General features: G+C 66.1%; 17 protein-coding genes. 10 read left to right on the forward strand and 7 right to left on the reverse strand.

Annotated features, from left to right (window positions below; translation table 11 throughout):
• Nucleotides 1-133: 133 nt before the first annotated feature.
• Nucleotides 134-364, reverse strand: coding sequence for a twin transmembrane helix small protein (locus QM470_RS19380; protein WP_098066335.1), 231 nt, complete (start codon nucleotides 362-364; stop codon nucleotides 134-136).
• 81 nt (nucleotides 365-445) lie between these two features.
• On the opposite strand from QM470_RS19380, the gene QM470_RS19385 reads away from it, so the two are divergent.
• The 4 genes from QM470_RS19385 (at nucleotide 446) to QM470_RS19400 (ending at nucleotide 4,515) form a co-directional block, all read left to right on the forward strand.
• Nucleotides 446-1,162: an SURF1 family protein gene (locus tag QM470_RS19385; RefSeq protein ID WP_283340415.1), complete on the forward strand. Its 717-nt coding sequence runs from the start codon at nucleotides 446-448 to the stop codon at nucleotides 1,160-1,162.
• The gene (locus tag QM470_RS19390; RefSeq protein ID WP_502846860.1) at nucleotides 1,143-1,829 is read left to right on the forward strand and encodes an SCO family protein; all 687 of its coding nucleotides are present in this window, start codon (nucleotides 1,143-1,145) and stop codon (nucleotides 1,827-1,829) included. The genes QM470_RS19385 and QM470_RS19390 overlap by 20 nt, the downstream gene beginning before the upstream one ends.
• Before the next feature lie 240 nt (nucleotides 1,830-2,069).
• The gene (locus QM470_RS19395; protein ID WP_218332773.1) at nucleotides 2,070-2,681 is read left to right on the forward strand and encodes an SCO family protein; all 612 of its coding nucleotides are present in this window, start codon (nucleotides 2,070-2,072) and stop codon (nucleotides 2,679-2,681) included.
• Nucleotides 2,682-2,913: 232 nt separating this feature from the next.
• Entirely contained in the window at nucleotides 2,914-4,515 is a 1,602-nt protein-coding gene (locus QM470_RS19400; RefSeq protein ID WP_283340401.1) for a methyl-accepting chemotaxis protein, read from the forward strand.
• A 137-nt stretch (nucleotides 4,516-4,652) separates the two neighbouring features.
• Here QM470_RS19400 and QM470_RS19405 read toward each other — a convergent pair whose 3' ends face one another.
• From QM470_RS19405 to QM470_RS19420, 4 genes are all read right to left on the reverse strand, one after another.
• Nucleotides 4,653-5,642, reverse strand: coding sequence for a Bug family tripartite tricarboxylate transporter substrate binding protein (locus tag QM470_RS19405; RefSeq protein WP_376750743.1), 990 nt, complete (start codon nucleotides 5,640-5,642; stop codon nucleotides 4,653-4,655).
• 148 nt (nucleotides 5,643-5,790) lie between these two features.
• On the reverse strand, nucleotides 5,791-6,741 hold the full coding sequence (gene rpoH / locus QM470_RS19410) for an RNA polymerase sigma factor RpoH (RefSeq protein ID WP_218332771.1): 951 nt from the start codon (nucleotides 6,739-6,741) through the stop codon (nucleotides 5,791-5,793).
• Nucleotides 6,742-7,299: 558 nt separating this feature from the next.
• Complete coding sequence (locus tag QM470_RS19415) at nucleotides 7,300-8,496, reverse strand: amidohydrolase family protein (protein ID WP_283340402.1); 1,197 nt, start codon at nucleotides 8,494-8,496, stop codon at nucleotides 7,300-7,302.
• Nucleotides 8,497-8,523: 27 nt separating this feature from the next.
• Nucleotides 8,524-9,504: a Bug family tripartite tricarboxylate transporter substrate binding protein gene (locus QM470_RS19420; protein ID WP_283340403.1), complete on the reverse strand. Its 981-nt coding sequence runs from the start codon at nucleotides 9,502-9,504 to the stop codon at nucleotides 8,524-8,526.
• A 285-nt stretch (nucleotides 9,505-9,789) separates the two neighbouring features.
• Between QM470_RS19420 and QM470_RS19425 the strand changes: the two genes are divergently transcribed.
• Nucleotides 9,790-10,542, forward strand: coding sequence for a GntR family transcriptional regulator (locus QM470_RS19425; protein ID WP_283340404.1), 753 nt, complete (start codon nucleotides 9,790-9,792; stop codon nucleotides 10,540-10,542).
• A 418-nt stretch (nucleotides 10,543-10,960) separates the two neighbouring features.
• Entirely contained in the window at nucleotides 10,961-11,344 is a 384-nt protein-coding gene (gene cutA / locus QM470_RS19430; protein WP_218332767.1) for a divalent-cation tolerance protein CutA, read from the forward strand.
• A gap of 112 nt (nucleotides 11,345-11,456) precedes the next feature.
• Here cutA and ftsY read toward each other — a convergent pair whose 3' ends face one another.
• The gene (ftsY, locus tag QM470_RS19435) at nucleotides 11,457-12,632 is read right to left on the reverse strand and encodes a signal recognition particle-docking protein FtsY (protein ID WP_283340405.1); all 1,176 of its coding nucleotides are present in this window, start codon (nucleotides 12,630-12,632) and stop codon (nucleotides 11,457-11,459) included.
• A 28-nt stretch (nucleotides 12,633-12,660) separates the two neighbouring features.
• Between ftsY and QM470_RS19440 the strand changes: the two genes are divergently transcribed.
• From QM470_RS19440 to coaD, 4 genes are all read left to right on the forward strand, one after another.
• Nucleotides 12,661-14,118: a M16 family metallopeptidase gene (locus tag QM470_RS19440; protein ID WP_283340406.1), complete on the forward strand. Its 1,458-nt coding sequence runs from the start codon at nucleotides 12,661-12,663 to the stop codon at nucleotides 14,116-14,118.
• 20 nt (nucleotides 14,119-14,138) lie between these two features.
• A complete protein-coding gene (locus tag QM470_RS19445; protein WP_502846861.1) occupies nucleotides 14,139-15,494 on the forward strand; it encodes a M16 family metallopeptidase in 1,356 nt (451 codons plus the stop codon).
• Nucleotides 15,491-16,252 carry a 16S rRNA (guanine(966)-N(2))-methyltransferase RsmD gene (rsmD, locus tag QM470_RS19450; protein ID WP_283340407.1) on the forward strand — a complete coding sequence of 254 codons (762 nt, stop codon included), beginning with the start codon at nucleotides 15,491-15,493 and terminating at the stop codon, nucleotides 16,250-16,252. Before QM470_RS19445 ends, rsmD begins: the two co-directional genes overlap by 4 nt.
• Nucleotides 16,253-16,417: 165 nt before the next feature.
• Entirely contained in the window at nucleotides 16,418-16,912 is a 495-nt protein-coding gene (gene coaD, locus QM470_RS19455) for a pantetheine-phosphate adenylyltransferase (protein ID WP_280024056.1), read from the forward strand.
• 68 nt (nucleotides 16,913-16,980) lie between these two features.
• Here the strand turns inward: coaD and QM470_RS19460 are convergent, their stop codons facing one another.
• Nucleotides 16,981-18,105 carry a zinc-binding metallopeptidase family protein gene (locus QM470_RS19460; protein ID WP_283340408.1) on the reverse strand — a complete coding sequence of 375 codons (1,125 nt, stop codon included), beginning with the start codon at nucleotides 18,103-18,105 and terminating at the stop codon, nucleotides 16,981-16,983.
• Nucleotides 18,106-18,225 lie beyond the last annotated feature (120 nt).

The following is an 18,225-nucleotide window of genomic DNA, read 5'->3' on the forward strand; positions in this document are numbered from 1 at the left end:
GTGCCCGCAAGTGCGGTCCGTGCCGGGGCTGTCAGTCGCTTGAAGGGACAGCGCATTCAGAATGGCGGGGCGAAAGGCTGGCAGCCTTGCGTTGCGCAGCGAGGGATGCGCAGGCCCCAGCCGCAAGCAGTGTTCAGGAGCGCAAGGGCAATCCGGTGGGCTGGATGTAGCCCAGCTTCCAGGCCAGCAGCAGGCAGAGGAACAGGGCAATCGACAGGCCCACGCGCACTGCCAGCGCACGGGCCATGCGGCGGCCGCGTTCGCTGTCCGACGGCGTGTCGTCGTCCTTGCGCAGCATGAAGAACAGGGCTGTTCCCAGGCTGGCGATGATGGCCAGAAAGGCCAGTGCAACAAGGTATCCCATGAAAGGCATTATCGGGTGAGTGTGAGGTGGCTTCCCAAGGGAATACGTGGATGGGTGGTGCTGCTCGCCGCGGTGCTGTGCATGGCCCTGACGGCGCGACTGGGCTGGTGGCAGCTGGACCGCGCGGCGCAGAAAGAGGCCTTGCAGACTGCCATCGCGCTGCAGTCCGCGCAGCCGGTGCTGCGCAATGCCGACTGGCCGGCACTGCGGGCTGCGGCAGACGATGCCGGCGAACCGTCCACTTGGCTGCACCGCCCCGTGCAGCTGACCGGACGCTGGCAAGCCGCACACACTGTCTACCTGGACAACCGCCAGATGCAGGGCCGGCCGGGTTTTTATGTGCTGACCCCGCTGCTGCTGGAGGGAGGCGGTGCCGTGGTGGTGCAACGCGGCTGGGTGCCGCGCAATTTCCAGGACCGCACGGCCTTGCCACCGGTGGCCACGCCAGAGGGACTGGTGCAGGTGCAAGGCCGCATCGCCGCAGCGCCTTCGCAGCTGTATGCGCTGGGGGCCGAGCCGGCCACTGCCGAGTTTGCGCGTATCCGCCAGAACCTGGACCTGCCGGCCTATGCGCAGCAGACGGGGCTGGCTTTGCCCCCGTGGAGCGTGGTGCAGACCGGCGCTGCCTCCGAAGGCCTGCTGCGCCAATGGCCGGTGCCGGATGCCGGGGTGTCCAAGCACTACGGCTATGCTTTCCAGTGGTTCGGTCTGTGCGCCTTGGTCGCACTGCTGTACCTGTGGTTTCAGATCCTGCGGCCGCTGCGCCGCGCTTCTTTTGATGCTGCCCATGCCCCCTGAATCGTCTGCTCCCAAGCCCTTGGGCCTGACCGTGCACAGCCTGCCGGAGGCCGGCGTGTCCGATCCGGCGCGCACCCGCAGCGGCCGCTGGAAGATGCTGGCCGTGCTGCTGGTCTGCGCGGCCCCGGTGATCGCGTCCTACTTCACCTACTACGTGGTCCGTCCCGAAGGACGCAGCAGCTTTGGGACCTTGATCGATCCGCAGCACCCCATGCCCGATGTGCAGGGACAGCGCCTGGATGGCAGCACGGTGCCCCTGGCCAGCCTGCAAGGGCAGTGGCTGCTGGTCAGCGTGGCCGGCGGCGCCTGTGAAGGCCGCTGTGCCGAGCATCTGTACCTGCAACGCCAGCTGCGCGAAAGCCTGGGGCGCGAGAAGGAGCGCCTGGACTGGGTCTGGCTGGTGACCGATACCGTGGAGCCCGATGCGGCCCTGCGCCCGGCCCTGGAGCAGGGCAGCGCACTGCGCCTGCCGCGTGCGCAGGTGGCGCAGTGGCTGCAGCCCGAGGCGGGTCACGCGCTGGAGGAGCATCTGTACATCGTCGACCCCCAAGGCCACTGGATGATGCGCCTGCCGGCAGGCATGGAGCGCAGCAGCGCTGGCCGTGCCAAGCGCGATCTGGAGCGCCTGCTACGGGCGTCTTCCTCCTGGGACCAGCCGGGGCGCTGAACTGGGGCTGCCTGCGGCCGTCCAAACCCTTGCGCAGCTGCCAGTCTCTCCGGAAATGCGCACCATCACGGAGCATGGTGCGACCCTCGGGTTAGGATTTGCCATCCAGGCTGGGTGCGCCGCCTGCCGCAAGGGCGGTGGTGGCAGCACGCAGCATTTTGTATTTTCATGGTGGGTCAGCCAGCCATGCCCCGGTTGGCTGGCGGTGCGCTGACCCCGCCCATTGCGAGAGGGATCAGGATGGACAAACGACGGATGCTGCAAGGCCTGCTGGCCGCAGGACTGGTGGCCGGCATGGGCCTGGGGCTGGCGGGCTGTTCGCGCCAGCAGGAAGTCAAGCTGCAGGGCGTGGATGTGACAGGGGCCGAGTACGCCAAGGACTTCCCGCTGCCCGACGCCGACGGCAAGCTGCGCTCCATCAAGGATTTCGCCGGCAAGGTGACCGTGGTGTTCTTCGGCTACACCCAGTGCCCCGATGTGTGCCCCACCACCCTGCAGGAACTGGTCGAGGTCAAGCAGATGCTGGGCGCCCAGGGCGACAAGCTGCAAGGGGTGTTTGTTTCCCTGGATCCGGAACGCGATACGCCGGAAGTGCTCAAGGCCTATGTGGGCAATTTTGACCCGAGCATGGTGGCGCTGACCGGCACCCCCGAACAGGTGGCGGCCGTGGCCAAGGACTTCAAGGTGTTCTTCCGCAAGGTGGAAGGCAAGGTGCCCGGCGCCTACACCCTGGACCACACGGCCGGTCTGTACATGTACGACCCCCAGGGCCGCCTGCGTGCCTACCACCGCTACGGTGCCGGTGCCCAGCCGCTGGTCGCCGATGCCCAGGTGCTGCTGGCCGAAAAATAAAGGCTGATGCCGCCGGCAGCGGCATCAGGTCAAGGGCATCTTGCCGCGGGTCAATATCTGCGGCGTGCATGCCACGATGGGACATCCCCAGAGATTGGTATTCGCTATGCGTTGCGGGGTGGTGTTGATTTTTATCAACCGGGCCCCGGGGACGGCTCCGCATATTGCACCTCTTCGGTGGAGTGCCGGGAGCGCCGCATCCACCCGCAAAGCACACAAGCGAAGGGGGTTTATGCGCATCAATCTGCCGGTCACCGCCGTAGAGCACCAGTTGCAGGACGGCGATACGCTGCTGTCTGCCACGGATCTCAAAGGCAACATCATCTATGCCAATGATGCCTTTTTGAACACCTGCGGCTACAGCTTCGAGGAGCTGCAGCAGCAGCCCCACAACATCATCCGCCACCCGGATACCCCGGCCATTCTGTTCGCCGACATGTGGAATACCTTGAAGCATGGCGCCAGCTGGACGGCCGTGGTCAAGAACCGCTGCAAGAACGGTGATTTCTACTGGGTGCGGGCCAATGCCAGCCCCATCCAGGCGGGCGGTAAGACGATGGGCTATCTGTCGGTGCGCACCAAGCCCACGGCGCAGGAAACCCAGGCCCAGCAGGCGCTGTACGACCTGCTCAACAGCGGCAACCACCAGTTGCAGGTGCGCCGAGGCTATGTGTTCCCCCAGGGCTGGCGCGCCTGGTGGAGCCGTTTGCACTTTGTGTCGGTCACCACCAAGCTCTACACCGGAGCCGGGGCCATGCTGCTGTGGGCCGTGGCGCTGGGCCTGGCGGCCGCCCTGGGCGTGGACCACACCATGCTGCTGGCCATGGCCCTGGGCTGGGCCGGATGCGCGTTCGGCGGCTTGCTGTGGATGGGGCGCCACCTGGTCTGGCCGCTGCATGCCGTGCTGCGCCAGGCGCGCCAGGTGGCCAGCGGGGAAAGCGCGCAGTCGCTGTTCCTGAACCGGCGCGATGAGGTCGGCAGCCTGATGCGCAGTGTGGAGCAGGCGGGGCTGAACATGCGTTCCCTGGTCAGCGACATCGAAGGCAAGGCCGAGCAGGTCAGCGCGTGCGCCGGGGCCTTGCAGACCGGCAATGTGCGGCTGGCGCAGCGCACCCAGCAGGCGTCGACCGATCTGGAACAGGCGGCACAGGCGCTGGCGCAGCTGGGACAGACGATTTCCGGCACCCAGGGCCTGGCCGAATCCGCCATGGTGCAGGCGCGCGAAGGCGTGCAGGGTGTGAGCCAGGGCCAAACCTGTGTGGACCAGCTGGTGCAGGCCATGCAGGGAATCGACACCTCCAGCAAAAAGGTGGCCGACATCGTGGGCATGATCGATGGCATTGCCTTCCAGACCAATCTGCTGGCGCTGAATGCGGCGGTGGAAGCCGCGCGGGCGGGCGAGCATGGCAAAGGCTTTGCCGTGGTGGCGGCGGAGGTGCGCCAGCTGTCGCAGCAAAGTGCCCAGGCCGCGCGCGACATCAAGAACCTGATCCAGGGCTCGCGCCAGCAAGTGGAGCAGGGCCACGCCGCCGCCCAGACGGCGCGCATCACCATGCACTCGGTGGTGGAAGGCATCGATGGCCTGGCCCAGTCCATGGGGCGCATTCTGGAGCAAACCCATGTGCAGGCGGCCGGCAGCGCGCAGATCAGCGACGCCGTGGCCCATTTGCGCGACCTGAGCGAGCAGAACCGCGGCATGGCCGAGGAAAGCGCCCAGCTCAGCGATGTGCTGGCGCTACAGGCCCAGCGCCTGCACGGCGCAGCGGCGGTGTTCATTCCCCGTCAGCGGCAGGCGCTGCAGACCCTGGAAGTCCGGGCCCTGGAGGCGGCCTGACCAGGGCGCGGGCAGCGGCCATGGCCTGCAAGGCCGCAGGCCCGGTTCCCGGACGCATGGCGTGAAAAAAGGAGGCCTGGGCCTCCTTTTTGTCGGGTGATAGCCCCTGGCGGGCAGGCCGTGGGGCCGCGCCGCGCTCACTGCCCGCGAATGCCCTGCTCACGGATGATGGTGCCCAGGGCTTTCACATCCTGCTGGATGCGGTTGGACAGGCCTTCCGGGCTGCTGCCGACCACCTGCCAGCCCTGGACGGCCAGCTTGGCACGCATGTCCGGGGTGCGCACGATGGCGCTGACGGCGGCTGCCAGCTTGTCCACATGGGCGCGGGGCATGGCCTTGGGGGCGGCCACAGCGTTCCAGATTTCCAGGTCAAAGTTCTGCACGCCCAGCTCCTTCAGGCTGGGCAGGCCGGGGGCCAGCGGGCTGCGGGCCGCGGAGGTCACGCCAATGCCGCGCAGCTTGCCGGCCTGGATCTGCTGCATGGCCAGCGCGGGCGGCAGCATGGACAGCTGCAGATCGCCGCCCTGCAGGCCTTGGTACACCTGGGGGTAGCCCGCGTAAGGCACATGTTCGGGCCGCAGCGCGGAGCGGCTCTTGAGCAGTTCCATGCCCAGGTGGCCCACGGTGCCCACGCCGGGCGAGCCATAGCTCCACTTGCTGCCGGCAGCGGCACCGGCTGCGAAGAAGGCCTTGCCTTCCGGGGCGTTGGCCGGCGCCGCCAGCACCAGCGGCGCCACGCCGATCAGGCTGACGGGCTGCAGGTCCTTCACCGGGTCGTAGCGCACGGCCGGGTTCAGCAGCTTGGCAATGGTCATATTGCCGTTGATCATCACGCTGAACGTGTGGCCGTCCGTGGCCTTGGCCACGGCTTCGGCGGCGATGTTGCCGCCCGCGCCCACCTTGTTTTCCACAATGATGGTCTGGCCCAGGGCTTTTTCCAGCGGCTCGGCCAGCGCACGGGCGGTCAGATCGGGGGAGGAGCCCGCAGGGAAGCCCACGATCAGGTGCAAGGGCTTGCTGGGCCACTGCTCGGCCTGGACCGCACCCACGCTGCAGCCCAGGGCGGCCGCGCAGGCCAGGCTCATCAGGCTGCGGCGGCACAGCGTGGAGCGGGTGGATTCGGTCATGGCTTCTCCCAATGCAAAAGTGATAGCTGCCTGCGCGGATGGCGGTGACGGCAGGCAATAAAAAACCCGGAAATTATCCGGGTTTCAGGAGGTTGCAGGGCAGCCATGGGCGCAGTGCCTGTGTGGCACTGTGCGGTTTGGGCCAGGTTTATGCAAACTCGGCCAGCGCCTTCTTCATTTTCTTCATGGCGGCCACTTCGATCTGGCGGATGCGTTCGGCACTCACGCCGTACACGGCTGCCAGCTCATGCAGCGTCATGCCGCCGGAGCCGTCATCGTTCACCTTCAGCCAGCGCTCTTCCACAATGTGGCGGCTGCGGTCGTCCAGCGCTTCCAGCGCCTGGGCAATGCCGTCGGTGGCCATCACATCGCGCTGGCGCGATTCGATCATGGCCGTGGGCTCGTGGGCGCCGTCGGTCAGGTAAGAGATGGGGCCGAAAGCCTTGTCATCGTCGTCACTGGGCGAAGGGTCCAGCAGCACGTCACCCCCCGACAGGCGGGTTTCCATCTCCATCACTTCCTCGCGCTTGACGTTCAGCTTGGCGGCGACGGAGTCGATCTCCTGTGCAGTCAAGGTGTCGCGGAAGGTGTTGTCGCCGGTTTCAATGGCGGCATCGGCCTTGAGCTCCTGCTTCATCGAGCGCAGGTTGAAGAACAGCTTGCGCTGGGCCTTGGTGGTGGCCACCTTCACCATGCGCCAGTTCTTCAGGATGTACTCGTGGATCTCGGCCTTGATCCAGTGCATGGCGTAGCTGACCAGACGCACGTTCTGGTCGGGGTCGAAACGCTTGACCGCCTTCATCAGGCCCACATTGCCTTCCTGGATCAGGTCGCTGTGGGGCAGGCCATAGCCCATGTACTGGCGCGAGATGGAAACCACCAGGCGCAGATGGGACATGATCAGGCGCCCGGCGGCATCCAGATCGTTGTGTTCTTTGAGTTTGCGCGCATAGTCCTGCTCTTCCTCCTGGGTGAGCATGGGCAGGCGGTTTACAGCGGAGATGTAAGCATCCAGATTGCCCAGCGGCGGCACCAGAGCCCAAGGATTCGCAGGTGCCAGAGCCGTCGCAGCCGTGAGGGTGCCCGTCTGTGTAGTCATTGCATTGATCCTTTCTTCCATAAATCCATATTAGCACTCTCTATGACTGAGTGCTAAGGCATAAGTTCCCGCGATGTAGGGCCAGGGTTCGTGACAAGTTGTCGCAGGCTTCGTACACCGTCACAGGGTTTGTACTGGATTTGGAAGGCGCCAGTGCGTGGCACGTATAAAGCCTTGTAAATCATTGTTTTATCAAGATTTCATGGCGGGAAGCTGGAATGCCGGGGCGGCGGCCCTGGCGGCTGAGTGTGCACTTCCTGTCGCAGGGCGTTGTGGTGAAACCCCTGGGGAAAATATGCCCATGTGCCGTGCGGCGGGGAGTCATCGGCCCTCGACCCCTGCCGCGAACCGCCATGGCATCTGGCCGTCTGTGCCAGCGGTTTCTGCGCTCCGGCTGCTGCCGGTCTCGTAGCACCAGCCTCTGCTGTGCAACAGACAGACCGGGGAGGTCTATCTGTCCAAGGGTTCTGGGTGGATGCGAGTGCTTGCTATTGCTGTGCGCTATAAGGGGCGGAAGCCACAGAAGCTCGTCAGCGGGTACAGCGCTTCTTGTTGCGGTTATTCCAGCAGCAAGGTGCCCTCGCGGGCCACGATCCGACCGTGGGCAATCACCAGGGAGCGGACGGGGCGGGCGGCTACGGCGTGGGCGGGCGTTTGCGCCGGCACCAGCACCAGGTCGGCCTGCCTTCCGGGTGTGAGGCCATAGTCGGCAAAGCCACAGACCTCGGCCCCTGCGTGGGTGACGCAGTGCAGGGCTTGTTCCACTTCATCGTCGCGGCGCAAGTTGTAGCGCATGCCGATGAACATGGCGCGTTCCAGCATGTCAGGGCGGCCGTAGGGCGACCAGGTATCGCGGATACCGTCGTTGCCGCCGGCCATGGGCACGCCCGCGCGCTGGCAGGCGCCCAGCGGCGGCACGCTGCGCGAAGGCGGCGCACTGGTGACCAGCGACACGCCCAACCTGGCCATGCGCGCCAGCAGCGTGCTGCGCTGGGCATCGTTCACATCGCCCAGACAGAAGCCGTGGCTGATCACCACCTTGTTGTGCAGGCCGTGGGCTTCGGTACGGTCCAAAATCAGCTGGAGCGAGAAGGCTCCCATGTCACCGGGTTCGTGCAGGTGGATGTCGAGCGGTTTGTTGTGGCGCTCGGCGATCTCGAACAGCACGTTCAGCGACTGCGCCGGGTCCAGGTCGATGGCGCAGGGGTCCAGACCACCCAGCACGTCGGCCCCCATGGCCAGGGACTCATCCAGCAGCTGTGCCGTGCCTTTGCGCTGCAGCAGGCCCGACTGCGGGAACGCCACCACCTGAATATCCTGCCAGGGCGCCATGTCCGCGCGGGTCTGCAGCAGGCCCGCCACATGCTTGGTGCCAATGTCCGTATCCACGTCGGCGTGGCTGCGGATGCGCGTGGTGCCCAACGCGAGAAACTCGCGTGCCATGCGCAGCGACTGGCTTGCGCTGTCGTGCCGGGCTTGGGCACGGTAGGCGCGCTCGTTGTTGATCTTGTCGACCAATTGGTTGCCCACCTCGTTGACGTACCAGTCCTGGCCCCAGAGTGTCTTGTCCAGGTGGGTGTGGGATTCGACCAGGCCGGGCAGCAGCAACTGACCCCCGCCATCGATGCGCTCAGCACCTTCCGGGAGGGGCAGCGAGGTGCCCATGGCCGCGATACGGCCTTGCTCGATCAACAGGTCGCAGGCTGGCCCGCCCATGGGGCGAACGTTCTGCAGTAAAAGGCTGGAAGTGCTCACGTGGAATGTTTCCTGTGGTGATGGAGCCTATCGCACGGCGCCGATGTCGGGCGTGGCGATCTGGCGCATCTTTTGGGCGTCTGTCTGGATCAGCTTGGCGAAGTCAGCGGGCGTACCGCCCGATTGGCCAATGCACGCCTGGTCGAGCATTCTGAGGACCTGGGGTTCGCGCATCACCGCATTGATCTCGGTGTTCAGGCGTGTCACCACCGTGTCCGCTACCCCCTTGGGGGCGAAGATACCGGTCCATACGCCGAAGTCATAGTTGGGCAAGGCCTTGCTCGCCGACATGGCGGGGATGCCCTGCAGGACTTCGCAGTTGGTCTTCGAGGTGGTGCCCAGCGGCTTGACCTTGCCCTCTTTGAGGTAGGCCAGCACCGAAGGCACCATGAAGTAGCCGTAATCCACATTGCCGCCGATGATGTCGGTCAGCATGGGGACGCCGCCCTTGTAGGGCACGTGCTGTATCGACACCTTGGCCTGCTGGTTCAGCATTTCACCGGCAATGTGCAAGGCCGTGCCGATGCCGGAGGATGCAAAGGTGTCGGCACCTGCCTGGGTCTTGGCACGCGCGAGCATGGCCTCGACCGAGGTGACAGGCACCTTGGGGCCGGCAACCAGCACCATGGGCATGACGCCCACCAGCGTGACCGGGCGCAGGTCCTTGGTGCCATCGTAGGCAATGGCGTTGTTGAAGTGGCGGGCCAGCACGATTTCGCTGTTGGACGCCAGGATGATGGTGTTGCCGTCCGGTTTGGCGCGCACCACGCGCTGCGTGGCGATGGTGCCGCCAGCGCCGGCCACGTTGTCCACAATCACCGGCACGCCCAGGCGGCGGGCCAGCGGCTCGGCGATGGTGCGCGCCAGCGTGTCGGCTGATCCGCCAGCAGTGAAACCCACTACCAGGGAGATGGGGCGGTCAGGCCACGCGGCGTGGGCAAGGGCGGATGCACCGGCCAGCGACAGGGCCGCCAGGGCTTGGAGCGGAAAAGCGGGAAGTTGCGCCATGGGTGAAAACTTTCTAGAGAGCAGAGAAAAGACTCAGGCCGACAAATGCCCGGCTGGCGACGCAGAACGTCCGCTGATATGGCCTGTCACTCCCCATTGGCATGAGCTGGTTCAATGCAATGGTTAATCAAATTCTATATTTTGGTTAACCAAAATTTCAGATGCGACCCATATTTGTGCAGGTATTGCGCGTAAACCCTGATGCTTGGCGACGGCGGGCTGCCTGACTTGAATGCGGGGTGCCCGTGCCGCTAAGATTTCAAGCCTGTTGTCTGTGTGTTGTCCATGTCCGCCTCTTCCCGCCGCCTTGCTCCCCATATCCCCAGCGAAGAGCCTGTAGCTGACGACACCGTCAGTGTGGACGAACGTGTCTATGAGGCGGTTTCGCGGGCGCTGCTGAGTGGCAAGCTGCGTCCCGGTACGCCGTTGCGCGAGCGGGCGCTGGCCGAGGCGCTGGGTTGCACCCGTGGTGCCGTACGCAAGGTGTTCACCCGCTTGGGGGCTGAAAAGCGACTGGTGCTGGAGCACAACCGGGGTGCCTTTGTGCCCAACCCGACGGTCGAGGAGATGCGCAGCATCTACCGCGCCCGGCGCATTGTCGAGGCGGGTCTGGTCACCAGCCTGTGCGGCCAGCTGAATGCGGCGCAGACAGAGGCGCTGCAGCGCCATGTACAAGCGGAATACCAGGCGATGGAGGAGGGGCGCCGCGCCGACTCCATCCGGCTGGCCGGTGAGTTCCATCTGGTGCTGGCACACATGGCGGGCAGCGATGAGTTGCTGTCGTACATGCAACGCCTGGTGCGCACGACGGAGTTGTACAAGGCCTTGTTTGACAGCGTGGCCGCGACCGCATGTGCGCCCCGCGAGCACCAGGAGATCATCAACGCCTTGCTGGGTGGCGCACGTGATGAGGCATTGGCCGTGGCCATGGCCCACCTGGACGAGCTGGAGCAGCGGGTGATCCATGGTGCGGTGGCCGAACGCGAGGTTGATCTGGTGAGCTTGCTGGCGAGCAGTTCCAGCACGCCTGGGTGCTAGCAGGGAAAAGTCCAGGCACATCGCCGGGGTCTGCCACCCAGCCATCACGGCGAGGGAAGTCGGTATGCGGCCAGATATGGTGGGGCCAGGAACCGGGGGAAATGGCCGCCGCCGTGGGTCTGGCCCACCCACCTGGGGTCTGTGGTGCACTGGGCAGGAAGGCACGCAACCATGACGCGCCCACGAAGGCTGGTCACGTTCTGCTCAGGCCGCCAGTGCCTGGCAGGTGCAAAGCCTTGTAAATCATTGTTTGATCGAGATGCCATGGCGGGCGCCAGGAATGCAGGGGTGGCGGCCCTGGCGGCTGAGTGTGCACTTCCTGCCGCAGGGCGGTGTGGTGCAAGCTTTGGAAAAAATATGCCCAAATGCCGCGCAGTGGGGCACCATCGTCCCCTGTTGCCAACCGCCGGAGCGTTGCATGAGCCAGATTCCCCCCACCCGCCCCTCCAAGGGCTTTGCCTTTCGGGGTGTCAGCGTGGTGACCACGACCGTGCCCACGGCCGAAGATGCACAGCGCCTGTCCCAGGGGGCGGTGCAGGCGCAGCTGGCGGCCTGCGCGCAGGTGGACCAGATCACTTCCCACTACTTGTGGAACGGGGCATTGCAGGCATCGCCCGAGTGGCGCCTGGTGTTCAAGACCGTGCCGGACGCGGTGCAGCCACTGCTGGAATGGCTGCGCAGCCAGCACCCATATGAACTGCCGCAGCTGCTGCTGCGCGGTGAGCAGGCCCAGCACGATTACGGCCAGTGGGTGGCACAGAATGTGAAGGCCCCCCTGCCGGTCCGGGAGGCCAAACGCTAGAGCGGGCCTGCGCTGGACGGGCCCGACACAGGTGTGCAGGCCGTGCTCCAACAAGAAAGCCCTGCGGGGCAGGGCTTTCGGTCTCAGAGGGGAGAGAGGGGTGTAGCCTGCGTCAGGCCAGCAGCGCCTGGGCAAATTCCCTGGCGTTGAAGGTTTCCAGGTCTTCCACCTTCTCGCCCACACCGATGAAGTAGACGGGAATCGGCTTTTCCTGGGCGATGGCCGCCAGCACGCCGCCCTTGGCCGTGCCGTCCAGCTTGGTCACGATCAGGCCGGTCAGGCCCAGGGCCTCGTCAAAGGCCTTGACCTGGTTGAGCGCGTTCTGGCCGGTGTTGCCGTCGATCACCAGCAGCACCTCGTGCGGGGCCGTGCCATCGGCCTTGCTGACCACGCGCTTGATCTTTTTCAGCTCTTCCATCAGGTGCAGCTGGGTGGGCAGACGGCCGGCGGTGTCGACCAGCACCACATCCTTTTTGCGGGCCTTGCCGGCGGAGACCGCGTCAAAGCTGACCGCTGCGGGATCGCCGCCTTCCTGGCTGACGATTTCCACCGTGTTGCGGGTGGCCCAGACGCCCAGCTGTTCGCGTGCCGCAGCGCGGAAGGTGTCGGCGGCTGCCAGCAGCACGGTCTGGCCGTTGTCGGCCAGGTGCTTGGTCAGCTTGCCGATCGACGTGGTCTTGCCTGCGCCATTGACGCCGGTCACCATCAGCACGGTGGGCTGGTGTTCGCCAATCGTCAGCGGTTTTTGCAGCGGGGCCAGCAGATCGGTCAGCGCTTCGGCCAGCAGACCTTTGACGGCCGCCGGCTCGGTGGTCTTGCTTTCCTTGACGCGGCGCTTGAGGTCTTCCAGCAGATGCTGGGTGGCCTTGACGCCGGTGTCGGCCATCAGCAGCGCGTCTTCCAGCTCTTCATACAGGGCATCATCGATGCGCGTGCCGGTGAAGACGGTGGTGATGCTGGTGCCGGTCTTGCGCAGGCCCGCCTTGAGGCGGTCCATCCAGCCCTGGCGCTCGCCCGCAGCCTCGGGCTTGGCCTGGGGCTCGGCGACGGTAGGCACGGAGAAATCCGACGGCGCGGCTTCGGCCGGGGTAGCATCCGCCTTGGCGCCGCCAAAGGTGTTGCGCAGCCAGCCCATGGTGCCGCCTTTGGCGGGCTCACCTGTGGCCGGCTGGGGCAAGGCAGGGGCGGGCACGTCAGACAGGGGTGCCTGCGCATCGGGCCGTACATCCGCCGCTTCGGGAGCGGCAGACTCGGTGTGTGGGGGCTTTTTCTTGAAAAAACTGAACATTGGTGGATTCTTAGAATCACTCCATTCTATGAAACGTACCCTTACCCTCCTAGGACTTGTGGCAAGTGCCGCACTGGCGCAGGCCGGTTCTGCGGATGCACCGGCCACACCATCGGTGTCGTCTTCGCTGGCCGAATGGGCCGTCGCAGCCCCTGGCGCGGCTTCCAGCGTGCGCCAGTACCAGCTCTCCAATGGCATGCAACTGATCGTGCAGCCGGACAAGCGCGCTCCCACGGCCGTGAACATGGTCTGGGTGCGGGTGGGCTCCATGGACGAGGTGGATGGCACTTCGGGCGTGGCCCATGTGGTGGAGCACATGATGTTCAAGGGCTCGGCCAAGGTGGCGCCGGGCGATTTCTCGCGCAAGGTGGCCGCGCTGGGCGGGCGTGAGAACGCTTTCACCAACCGTGACTACACCGGGTACTACCAGCAGATTCCGGCGAACAAGCTGCAGGAGGTGATGGCCCTGGAGGCTGACCGCTTTGCCAGCAACCAGTGGCCGGATGCCGAGTTCACCAAGGAAATCGAGGTGGTCAAGGAGGAGCGCCGCATGCGCACCGAAGACCAGCCGCGCTCGGTGCTGATGGAGCAGATGATGGCCACCGTGTTCCAGTCCTCGCCCTACCGCCGCCCGGTGGTGGGCTGGATGGACGATCTGGACGCGATGACGCCCGACGATGTGCGCCAGTTCCAGAAAGCCTGGTATGTGCCGGCCAATGCCGTCATCGTGATCGCCGGAGATGTCGATCCCGACCAGGTCAAGGTCTGGGCGGAAGCCACCTACGGCCAGATTCCCGCCCGCGCCGTGCCCACACGCAAGCCGCGCACCGAGCCTGCGCAGATCGGCGTGCGCCGCATCGAGGTGAAGCAGCCGGCCGAGCAGGCCTTTGTGGCCATGGCCTACCGTGCGCCGGCCTACCGCAACCTGGCCCAGCCCACGGCCGAAGACCGCGATGCACTGGCACTGCTGGTGCTGTCCGCCGTGCTGGACGGCTACGACGGAGCCCGCCTGGAGCGGGCCCTGGTACAGGGCAAGGGCCGTGTGGCCGATGCTGCCGGCAGCTCGGCTTCGGTGTTCGGCCGTGGGCCGGCGCTGTTCATGCTGACCGGCGTGCCGGCCAAGGGCCATACGGCAGCGGAAGTGGAAAAGGCCTTGCGTGGCCAGATCCAGCGCATTGCCAAGGACGGTGTGCAGGCGGCCGAGCTGGAGCGGGTCAAGACCCAGTGGATGGCCTCGAATGTGTATGAGCGGGACTCGGTCTTCGCCCAGGCGCAAAGCCTGGGCAGTTACTGGACCATGGGCATGCCCGTGGACGCCGAGGACCAGGTGCTGCGCCAGCTGATGGCCGTGACGGCCGACCAGGTGCAGTCCGTGGCGCGGCGCTATTTTGGCGATGACCAGCTGACCGTGGGCGTGCTGGTGCCCCAGCCTCTGGCAGGCAAGAAGCCCCGCCCTGCCGCCCCTGTCAGCGGCGATCTGCATTGAGCGCCAGGAGAGATTCGGTCATGAAGAAGATGAAAACCATTGCGGCCTGCGCCTATGCGGCCTGCACCTTGGCGGGTCTGGGCGTGAGCAATGCCTGGGCACTGCTGCCCATCCAGCACTGGACCCAGGCCAGCGGCGCCCAGGTCTGGCTGGTGGAAAGTCCCAGCATTCCCATGGTGGATGTGCAGGTGGCGTTTGATGCCGGCAGCCGCCGCGACCCGGTGGACAAGTCCGGTCTGGCCACCGCAGTGGCGCTGATGGCTTCCAAGGGCGTCAAGGCCGACGGCAAGGCGGCGGCGCTGGACGAAAACCGGCTGGGCGAAGCCTGGGCCGATCTGGGCGCCTCGTTTGGCGCGGGCGCCGGGCAGGATAGCTTCAGCTATTCGCTGCGCAGCCTGACGGTGCCGGATCTGCTGAACCGCTCGGTGGACCTGGCTTCGCGCCAGATGGCCCAGCCCAGCTGGCCGCAGGAGGTGTGGCAGCGCGAGCGCGCCCGCTGGAGCGCGGCCATCCAGGAAAGCAGCACCCGCCCCGGTACGGTGGCGGGCCGCGCCTTTGGCAAGCTGGTGTACAGCGGTCACCCATACGGCATGCGCACCACGGAGCAGACGCTGGCCCATATCCAGCTGGGCGACATGCAGGCCCTGCATGCGCGATCGTTCCAGGCCTGCCGTGCCAAGGTCAGCGTGGTGGGGGCGGTGACCCGTGCCCAGGCCGATACCCTGGTGCAGCAGTTGCTGGCCCGTCTGCCTGCCAACGACGGCAAGGGCTGCCAGCCCCTGCCCGCCGTGGCAGAGGTGCCGGCCTTGAGCAAGGCGGAGGAGGAAAAGATTCCCTTCCAGTCGGCCCAGGCCCAGGTGCTGATCGGTCAGCCCGGCATTGCACGCAAGGACCCTGACTTTCTGCCCCTGCTGGTGGGCAACCACATCCTGGGCGGTGGCGGCTTTGTCTCGCGTCTGATGGAAGAAGTGCGCGAAAAGCGCGGCCTGACCTATGGCGTGAGCAGCGACTTTGCGCCCGGCCTGCATGCCGGTGCCTTTGTCATCAGCCTGCAGACGCGCCCTGACCAGGCGGAAGAGGCGCTGAAGGTCTCGCGCGAGGTGCTGGCCCGGTTCGTCGCCGAAGGCCCCACGGAAGCCGAGTTGCAGGCAGCCAAGGACAATCTGATCGGTGGCTTCGCCCTGCGCATCGACAGCAATGCCAAGCTGCTGGGCAATGTGGCCAATATTGCCTGGAACGGCCTGCCGCTGGACTATCTGCACCACTGGACCGACCGCATTCAGGCCCTGACCGTGAACGACATCCGCGCTGCCGTGCAGCGCGTGCTGCACCCGGACCGTATGGTGACCGTGGTGCTCGGAGAAAAGAACAAGTGAGCCGCAACAGTTATCGCACCCTGGACGAAGCCCTGGCCGTGGAGGCCAAGCTCAAGCGCCGCCAGGAAAAAGCCCAGCAGGAGGCCGAGGCCGCAGGCGCTGCCGTCAAGAACGCCGCCAAGGCGTCTGCGGCCCGCGCCAAGCAGGGGGGCGGCAACAAGGCGCCGCGCCAGGGCAACACCGGCAGTGGTGAGATCCGCATCATCGGCGGCGCATGGCGCCGCCGGCGCCTGCCCGTGGCCACCCGGCCCGGGCTGCGCCCCACGCCCGACCGCGTGCGCGAAACCCTGTTCAACTGGCTGGGCCAGGACCTGGGCGGCTGGCGCTGCATCGACGCGTTTGCCGGTACCGGCGCCCTCGGGCTGGAAGCTGCCTCGCGCGGCGCCGCCGAAGTGTGGATGGTGGAGCAGGATGCGGCGTTGACCAGCCAGATCCAGCAGCTGCAACAGCAACTGGGGGCCACGGCGGTGCGTGTGCAGCGTGGTGATGCGCTGGCCGCGCTGAAGCAGGCGGCGCCCGGTCAATGGCATGCCATCTTTCTCGACCCGCCGTTCGGCGCCGACACCTTGTTCCAGCCCGCCCTGCAGGCGGCCGCCCAGGCGGTCGCTGCCGATGGCTATGTCTACCTGGAAGCGCCTGCGGCCTGGGATGACGCCGCGCTGGAGGCTTTCGGCCTGCAGGTACACCGCTACCTGAAAGCCGGCATGGTGCATGCGCATTTGCTGCGCAAGCGCCCGGAGGTGGCTGCAACGGCGTAATGCCGATGCCGGCCACTGCTGCGCGCAGGCAGATTGCACAAGAGGTCCTGCGGGGCCTCTTTTTGATGGTGCGCAGGCATCTTCCCGGGGACAGGGCAGCCGGATGGGCAGCGGCATAATGGCGCTGCTTTTTTTGACAACCCTGCAGAACAAGGAGGCCTGTCCATGTCCCATCCCCCGGTGATTGCTGTCTACCCCGGCACTTTCGACCCCATCACCCTGGGCCACGAAGACGTGGTGCGCCGTGCCTGCCAGCTGTTCGACCGGGTGATCGTGGCGGTGGCGGCGGGCCACCACAAGAAGACGCTGTTCACGCTGGAAGAGCGCCTGGAGATGGTGCGAGAGGCGGCGGCGCCGTATCCCAACGCCACGGTGGAGAGCTTCTCCGGCCTGGTGCGCGACTTTGTCGTGGCCAAGGGCGGCAAGGCCATGGTGCGCGGTCTGCGTGCGGTGACCGACTTCGACTATGAATTTCAGCTGGCTGGGATGAACCGCCACCTGATGCCCGAGGTGGAGACCGTGTTCCTGACGCCGGGTGACAAATACCAGTTCATCAGCAGCACTTTTGTGCGCGAGATTGCCTCGCTGGGCGGTGAGGTGGACAAGTTTGTGTCCGACAGCGTGCAGGCGCGATTGATGGCCAAGGTGGGGCGCGCCTGAAACCGGCCAGGGGGCGGCGGAATGCCCTCTGATGTCTGGCCGTTGGTCGCTGGTTTTGGGGGCGCCGCTCAGCGGGCGGCGGGCTGGTAGGGCGTGAGCAAGTCGTGCACAAAGCGCAGCTTGGTGATGGCACCACTGGACAGGGCAAACGGATAGGCATGGTCCTGGCCCAGGCTGCGGTTCAGGCTGTTGAGCAGCAGGGTCAGCGGCACCCAGGCGCGCAGCATGGCGTCGAAATTGCGGCCTTGCGGTGTGAACGGGTCCTGCACGGTGTGCGGCCCCAGCTCTCCCGGGATGGTCAGCTGCGTGCGGTAGCAGGCGGCGGTTTCCATCAGATCCACCATGTGCAGATAGTGGGCCCAGGTTTCGGCCCAGTCCTCCCAGGGGTGTGCGGTGGCATAGGCGCTGACATGCTGCTCCTCCCAGCCGTAGGGGCCGGCAGGACCCACGTGGTAGTGGGCCTGCAGTGCCTGGCCATAGTCCTGGCGCTCATCGCCAAACAGGGCGCGGAACTGTTCCAGGGCGTGCGGCTGGGCATGGACCAGCACATCCCAGTAGAAATGCCCGGATTCATGGCGCAGATGGCCGACCAGCGTGCGGTAGGGCTCATGCAGTGCCATGCGGCGGCGTGTGCGTTCGTCGTCATCGGCTTCGGCCACGTTCAGCACAATGGTGCCGCTGCGGTGGCCGGTCATCACCGGCTGGCCGGGTTGGTCGGCCAGGAATTCGAACTCGGGCGCCACCACGCCGTCCAGGCGGGTCAGGTGCAAGCGGGCCAGGGTGTAGAACAGCCGGCGCTTGGCGTCTTCGATCACTTTCCAGCGGCGCAGATTGGCGGGGTCCGACAGATCCGGCAGCCAGCGGGTTTGCCGGCAGGAAATGCACAGCGGCTGGGGATCGTCCGCAGGCACGGCAAAGTTGCACGCTTGGTAGGCCGTGTGGTTGCTGCACAGCCGCCAGCGGCCGGAGCCCGTGTGGCCGGCATCCATGGCCTGCCAGAGTTCGGCCGCAGGGGCAGCCGTGGGCAGGGCCTGGACGGCGGGCACTGCGGCGGCACCTGTGGGCAGAGCCGGCGTGAGTGCCGCCATGCGCAGCCATTCGGGCACAAAGGCCAGCGTGCTGCCGCAGTGCACACAGCATGTGCTGTCGAAGAAAACCAGGTGACCGCAGTGATCGCAATTGAAGGCGCGCATGGCGTGTAGCTTACCGAATGGCAAAGCCCCAAAAAAATGCCGGCAAACGCAAGCATTTGCCGGCACCAGGGGGCTCGGGGCCCCCGTCATGGAAGTGCTGCTGCGCTGCAGGCGCGGTGA

The organism is Comamonas sp. 17RB, assembly GCF_030056555.1.
GTDB classification, from domain to species: Bacteria; Pseudomonadota; Gammaproteobacteria; order Burkholderiales; family Burkholderiaceae_C; genus Comamonas; species Comamonas terrigena.